Annotated in this window: 7 protein-coding genes; 2 read left to right on the plus strand and 5 right to left on the minus strand. The window is 44.1% G+C overall.

Annotation, left to right across the window (positions count from 1 at the left end; genetic code table 11):
• Window positions 1-470 precede the first annotated feature (470 nt).
• The gene (locus F6K20_RS21810; protein WP_008180802.1) at window positions 471-1,331 is read right to left on the minus strand and encodes a CPBP family intramembrane glutamic endopeptidase; all 861 of its coding nucleotides are present in this window, start codon (window positions 1,329-1,331) and stop codon (window positions 471-473) included.
• A 1,164-nt stretch (window positions 1,332-2,495) separates the two neighbouring features.
• Window positions 2,496-2,915, minus strand: coding sequence for an AbrB family transcriptional regulator (locus F6K20_RS21815; protein ID WP_008180804.1), 420 nt, complete (start codon window positions 2,913-2,915; stop codon window positions 2,496-2,498).
• Between the two features lie 408 nt (window positions 2,916-3,323).
• Here F6K20_RS21815 and F6K20_RS21820 point away from each other — a divergent pair, with 408 nt between their 5' ends.
• Window positions 3,324-4,325 carry a succinate dehydrogenase/fumarate reductase iron-sulfur subunit gene (locus F6K20_RS21820; protein ID WP_044492440.1) on the plus strand — a complete coding sequence of 334 codons (1,002 nt, stop codon included), beginning with the start codon at window positions 3,324-3,326 and terminating at the stop codon, window positions 4,323-4,325.
• Entirely contained in the window at window positions 4,322-4,510 is a 189-nt protein-coding gene (locus F6K20_RS21825) for a CAB/ELIP/HLIP family chlorophyll-binding protein (RefSeq protein ID WP_008180807.1), read from the plus strand. The genes F6K20_RS21820 and F6K20_RS21825 overlap by 4 nt, the downstream gene beginning before the upstream one ends.
• A gap of 392 nt (window positions 4,511-4,902) precedes the next feature.
• On the opposite strand, the gene F6K20_RS40120 is transcribed toward F6K20_RS21825, so the two are convergent.
• The 3 genes from F6K20_RS40120 to F6K20_RS21835 are packed head-to-tail and all read right to left on the minus strand — an operon-like array spanning window position 4,903 to window position 5,533.
• Entirely contained in the window at window positions 4,903-5,052 is a 150-nt protein-coding gene (locus F6K20_RS40120) for an IS4 family transposase (RefSeq protein ID WP_353736801.1), read from the minus strand.
• On the minus strand, window positions 5,007-5,210 hold the full coding sequence (locus tag F6K20_RS21830; RefSeq protein ID WP_287296000.1) for a hypothetical protein: 204 nt from the start codon (window positions 5,208-5,210) through the stop codon (window positions 5,007-5,009). Before F6K20_RS21830 ends, F6K20_RS40120 begins: the two co-directional genes overlap by 46 nt.
• Window positions 5,210-5,533: a hypothetical protein gene (locus F6K20_RS21835; protein ID WP_287296002.1), complete on the minus strand. Its 324-nt coding sequence runs from the start codon at window positions 5,531-5,533 to the stop codon at window positions 5,210-5,212. Before F6K20_RS21835 ends, F6K20_RS21830 begins: the two co-directional genes overlap by 1 nt.
• Window positions 5,534-5,759 lie beyond the last annotated feature (226 nt).

The raw sequence follows: 5,759 nt of genomic DNA on the forward strand, positions 1-5,759 counted from the left end.
TGGCGAGGTTCCCTCGCCAAGGTAACGCGCACGACAAGAAAGGCGTGAAATTAAACATGAAGTAAATCCACAGGTGCGACCCGTGGCGAATTTAATTCGCCACGGGTCGCACCTTTTTCAGCTTTTATCAATGTCCTAACCTTAATGGGTAGTGTTATAGCGCTACGCTTAGCGTGAGAAGTTAGAAGTCAGAAGTCAAAGGTGCGCTTTCCGTAGGCGAATTAAATTCGCCACGGGTCGCACCTAAAAGTAAGCGATTACTTACGTTTCGGAGTTTAGGAATGTCCTAATCTGAATGGGTAGTGCTATATATAGGAGTCTGTTGACAGGCTTAAAGCCAATTTAAAACAGGTTAAATATTGATTAGACCTCAAAAGTAGTTTTCTGATAGTGTTTGCCTCAATTATTGTCCACTGTTTCGGTGATCCGCTGTTCCCTCCCGACAACTGCCGCGAAGTCTATTATGTTGATCAAATGTTGACCAGCTGATCTGGCAACATCAGTAATAATAAAGCCCCAACTTCCAATAAACAAAGAAGACCCACTATCCCAGCTAACGGTTTTCCTCCCAAACCCGTTATCCAAATTGGTCCAATGCCTGTGTAAGCAATTAACTCAGCTGAGTCCAAACAAGTTAAACCCCAAATCCAACCAGCATGTAGTCCCCATGCTAAACCCAGACTGCCTCCATCCACCCAACGGGCTAGGACTAATACCATTCCCATTAGCCATAATCCTGGTAACTGAGGGATAGTATCTTTTTGTTCCCAAACTAGGTGTAACAGGGCAAAAATCCCACTAGAGATGGCTGCTCCTACCCAGATAGAATAATCCTGCTGTAGTTGATTCACTAAGAAGCCACGAAAGACTAACTCTTCTGTAAGCCCAATCCACAGCCCTAATAACATCACTGGCAGTAATATCGGTCCCAAACGCTGCCAATTTTCATAATTCCACCTCACCCAGCCTAGTAATAATTGCCCAGTAAATACTATGATTAAGCTGAGAATACCTACTCCTAGTCCCAATCCTAGAGACCCTAAAACGCTTAATTTCCAATCCAATCCGTAATCGGAGAAAGGCACCCCCTCTAGTTGAGAAGCTCCCCATAAAATTAGGGGAGCAATCAGGTAAAGTGCTGCCAGTAGTGGTAACTTTTGGTCTGGTGCTAAAGGCTGATTTGGACGCCACTTTAAAACCATAGCTATAGGGAAAGCTAGGGGAAGCCAAAAAACTGCCCAAGCTAGGAAAAAAGTTCCTACCTTCAAAAGAGTAGTTGACGTCATTAATGACACAAACGACCCATTAGTTGCCTGATCAAGAATAGCCATTGGCGAGATTGGCAAATTACTATCAAATTACTATAAGGTCTCAACTACACTATCATAAGCGGCTGCTTTTTTCCTATGCCAAGTTCCCTAAGGACAGAGCACATCGGGCTGGTTAGTAATAGCCTGCTTTACCGACTCCTCAGGTAGTAGAAAGAAGATTTTTGTTTCTACTGTCTTCTTATGGGGCATCCTCCACTATCGAAGGGTAGACATATGATTCTTCAAGGTGATCAGCTTTTCAGCAGATCAACCAGTCCACTTGCTTAAAAAATTGACATTTTCCAAGTAGATGTGGGTCTGTCCTTTTTCCCTCATAGTGAGCTTAGCCCAAGCTTTTTCAGGTTTTTTACCTGCGGTTTGCTTGTGCCTTATGGTACCGATTCAATTATTTTGAGACTCCCCGCTCGCTAATAGATGGGGATTCTTGGCTCAACGATTCGGCTTGCTATGATTGGTTTTAACCAAGCACAGTAGAGGCCAAATCTCCCCGGAGACGAAACCTTAGAGAGGGTCGCCTTTATCGTCGGCAGGTTATGCAGAAAAGGGTTAAATCTTTTTTAATAAGGCGACCCTCTCTAACGGTAACTTCAAACCCAGGGTTTGGATTTAAGATCCAGGTTGTGGTGTGCCCCACCCTACCTTTTTAGAATGGGAGACAATCAACTTTAATACAATATCTACCTTATTCGTTTCATAGACTTCCAGATCCTTAGACGAAACCGAGGTGCACGTATCATTACTTTGAACAGGTTTTTACGTTGTCTATTTATATTCAGGCAAGTTGGTTGTCTCACTTCCTATTATATAGGACAGCGCTAGTTTAGGGATTACCGACAACAGAATAAAAAAATATCCATTGACGAATTTATTCGTCAATTTCTGTTTTATCCCCCGGATAAATCACGGGGGCTTTACCCATCACGTCGGTAACAGATTCTTAAAAGCTCACGTGCCCAAAAAATATTCACGGCGAGGCAACGCTAGCCCCACATGGTCGTTTTTCATCCCCGCTCGCTGAGAGACGGGGGTTTCAAACTCGCAGGATTTTCTGTAAGAAGGATTACTTCAAAGCGGTGCCACCCCGAGCTTTTTCAAAGCGGTGCCACCCCGCACTTTTTCAAAGCGCTAGGTAACGCGCACCAAGAGAGCGCTAGGGAACACGCACTAAGAGGTGGCTTTCTTTGCTTTTTGAGTAGATACCTCTTCAGATTCAAAATCGTTATCCACCTGCTTGAGATGGATATGTTTGTAGCCTAGTTTAATTTCAAATTCATCACCAGGCTCTAATCCCATGGCATGAGTGTAGGTTGAACCAATAACAATTTGACCATTCTTATGGACACTCACACGATAAGTCGGTTCACGCCCCCGACCATCTTTTGTGCCTTCTGGATCCAGGGGAACACCCTTGGCTCCTAAAACCGCATCATAAAAATCTGTTAAATTAACGCGGGTCTGGTCTGTTTTAGTTATAGTGTAATAGCCGCAACGCTTGGCTGTCTCTCGGCGAGGCAAGTGTGATAGCTCTTTTACTTTTTGAAGTAATGCTTTACCAGTTAGGGGAGTACTTGAAATCTCTGGCATAATCTCACGAGATATCCTTTAAACTTCAGAGTGGTCAAGATCATTAATCGCCAAACTTTGGCTCTATTAAAAATATATCGTTAAATCTATCTCAGTTGACAAGATATTTTGGATCATTTGTTTAAATCTTTACGTATTTCAATAATAACAGATCAGACAATCCCTGCCTAAGCCTTTAGGGGCAGTAACATGATAACTATGGAAATAATCCAGGAAACATACCAAAAGGAAAGCACTCTTACACCAGAAGTCAACTAGCGAGCGGTATTGCTTCGGGAGGGACTACTCAAACAAGTATGGCCTAATTATCAAGAGGAACTACTCACCGGAATAGGAGTCCTGTTGACCCTAGCCCTTAACCTTACCGATTATCCTTGTATATGTTGGAATATTCAAGAGCTTAGTTTTATGCAAGTTGATTTCAAAATCATTCGACAGACTCAAAACACTGCCCCACTACTCCAGACTTATAAGCTGGATGTCGAGAAAGGAAACACGATTCTCGAATGCTTGAATCGTATTAAGTGGGAACAAGATGGTACTTTAGCTTTTCGCAAAAATTGTCGCAACACGATTTGTGGTAGCTGTGGCATACGAATTAATGGTCGGTCGGCTTTGGCCTGTAAGGAAAATGTGGGCAATGAATTGGGGAACCAACAGCTGCCAGATGAATCTAAAATTCCGGAGATTACTATAGCACCTCTGGGGAATATGCCAGTAATCAAGGATTTAGTCGTTGAGATGAGCAGCTTCTGGGATAACTTAGAAGCTGTTGATCCCTACGTCAGCACTGCTGCTAGGAAGATTCCCGAACGGGAATTTTTACAGAGTCCTGAAGAGCGATCGCATTTGGCTCAGGCAGGTAATTGTATCATGTGTGGTGCCTGTTATTCTGAGTGTAATGCCAAAGAAGTTAATCGAGATTTTGTCGGTCCTCATGCCTTGGCTAAAGCACAGCGTCTGGTGGTAGATTCCCGTGATAATACCACGGAAAATCGTTTGGAGAAATATAACGAAGGAACAAAAGGAGTCTGGGGTTGTACCCGCTGTATGATGTGTAATGCCGTTTGCCCGATGGGTGTGGCTCCTATGGATCAAATCGGTAAGATTAAACAGGATATTCTTGAAGGTATTGATGACCAAGATAGTCGTCCAATCCGCCACCGCAAAGTCCTAATTGATTTAGTGAAAGAGGGAGGTTGGATTGATGAGCGTAAGTTTGGCTTGCAGGTGGTTGGTAACTCATTTCGAGATATCCAAGGTTTGGCGAGCCTAGGACCACTGGGATTACGAATGCTAGTTCGAGGTAAGTTTCCCTTGAGCTTTTCTCCATCAGCAGGGACATCACAAGTGCGATCGCTAATTGAATCGGTAAAAAATTTGGAGTCTGAAGGATCTGAGCAGCCATGAGTTCTGAAACACCCAATTCTAGTGAATCATCTGAGGAGTCTTTTAACCAACCTGAACCAGCTTTTGGTTGGACTCCCTATGCTGAGCAAATCAACGGCAGGTTTGCGATGGTTGCCTTAGTTTGTATCCTGTTACTGGAATTGCTCACTGGTCAAGGTTTGTTGACTTGGCTGGGTCTACTCTAAGGAATTTCCAACCACTATATAATGATCGGGAGCTTGAGATTTCTTTGCTCTTACCATCACGGTTGTTGAGGGTTGAGGGTTGACGGTTATAGCACTACCCATTAAGGTGTTTGACATTGATACAAGCAGCAAAAGGTGCGACCCGTGGCTAATTTAATTCGCCAAGGTCAAGCGCACCTACGCTGTTGTAGTCAACTTTTAGGTGCGACTCGTGGCTAATTTAATAATTAGATGCAGGAATGAAGTTACCGTATTCAGAGGGTCGCCTTTATGGGTTACTGGCTATACGTAAAAGGGTTAAAACTTTTGTAATAAGGGGACCCTCTTCAAGGTTTCGTCTCCGGAAAGCGCACCTTTGCCTATTGTCCGCCCCCCTTATTAAGGTCTATCCATTAGGCAAAAGTAGTCGAAACAGTGATAGAGACGTTTGATGTAGAAGCAAGTTGTGAACCTTCAAGCAAATGGTAGAAGGTAGAAAGCCCTCGCCAGAGAGTTTTCAAGCCAGGTTCGCCATCTCCAGTACGAGCCAAAAATCCACCCAAGCGTGCAATCCCGCGTCAGAGCAAAACGCAAGAGTAGGAGGTTTTTTCGAGGGGTTTTTGGATTGAAATTGAAGTCGCTTGAGCTTCCATTCCGGTGGAGAGAAAACAACTTGGCAAGAAGCATCGGGATTAAGTCGAGCTTGATAAGTTAACCACATTAATCGCCAAGCAACAATATTATAAGTAGCCAGTGCTTTGAGTAAACGCTCTCGGGTTTGAAGTTGAAGTTTTTCGCGCGCGTCAGCCACTTTTGAGCGGTTTTGTGAAAGGGTTCGATCAGCCACCGATAGCTATACCACTGCACCCATTGCCAAGCTTGAGTAAAGTTGTCAATGGGTAGAGTGGTGAGCAATAACCAACGAATGGGTGGACTACCATCAGCAGGTTTCTCAGTTTCTTCTACGAGTAGTACATTGATTTCCACTGGCTGGAGATTGTGGGGTTTGGGGTGATGTTGAGGCACTTCCAGAGTGACTCTCATCCCTCGGATTTGTAATAGTGCGCGGGCGAGCTGGACGTTTGGGATTACGCTCTAAGTTGATGGTCATTTTACCTAAGATTGGCCTTTGTTCAATCGTCGGCAAAAGATATCCCATCTCCTCTTTCACCCTGGGGTTATACTGCTCTCGAAGAATCAGTAATTCGCGCTTTGGCAGAGCGCTTTTGGGCGAACAACTCAAAGATATCGGCCTCGCGATCAGCAACAT

Source organism: Moorena sp. SIO2C4, from assembly GCF_010672485.1.
GTDB lineage: Bacteria > Cyanobacteriota > Cyanobacteriia > Cyanobacteriales > Coleofasciculaceae > Moorena > Moorena producens.

What these genes read in the sequence shown, in the direction of transcription:
- F6K20_RS21830 (WP_287296000.1), bottom strand. Translation starts at nt 5,210, where the DNA reads ATGTGGTTAACTTATCAAGCTCGACTTAATCCCGATGCTTCTTGCCAA.
- F6K20_RS21835 (WP_287296002.1), bottom strand. Translation starts at nt 5,533, where the DNA reads ATGAGAGTCACTCTGGAAGTGCCTCAACATCACCCCAAACCCCACAAT.
- F6K20_RS21815 (WP_008180804.1), bottom strand. Translation starts at nt 2,915, where the DNA reads ATGCCAGAGATTTCAAGTACTCCCCTAACTGGTAAAGCATTACTTCAA.
- F6K20_RS21825 (WP_008180807.1), top strand. Translation starts at nt 4,322, where the DNA reads ATGAGTTCTGAAACACCCAATTCTAGTGAATCATCTGAGGAGTCTTTT.
- F6K20_RS21810 (WP_008180802.1), bottom strand. Translation starts at nt 1,331, where the DNA reads ATGGCTATTCTTGATCAGGCAACTAATGGGTCGTTTGTGTCATTAATG.
- F6K20_RS21820 (WP_044492440.1), top strand. Translation starts at nt 3,324, where the DNA reads ATGCAAGTTGATTTCAAAATCATTCGACAGACTCAAAACACTGCCCCA.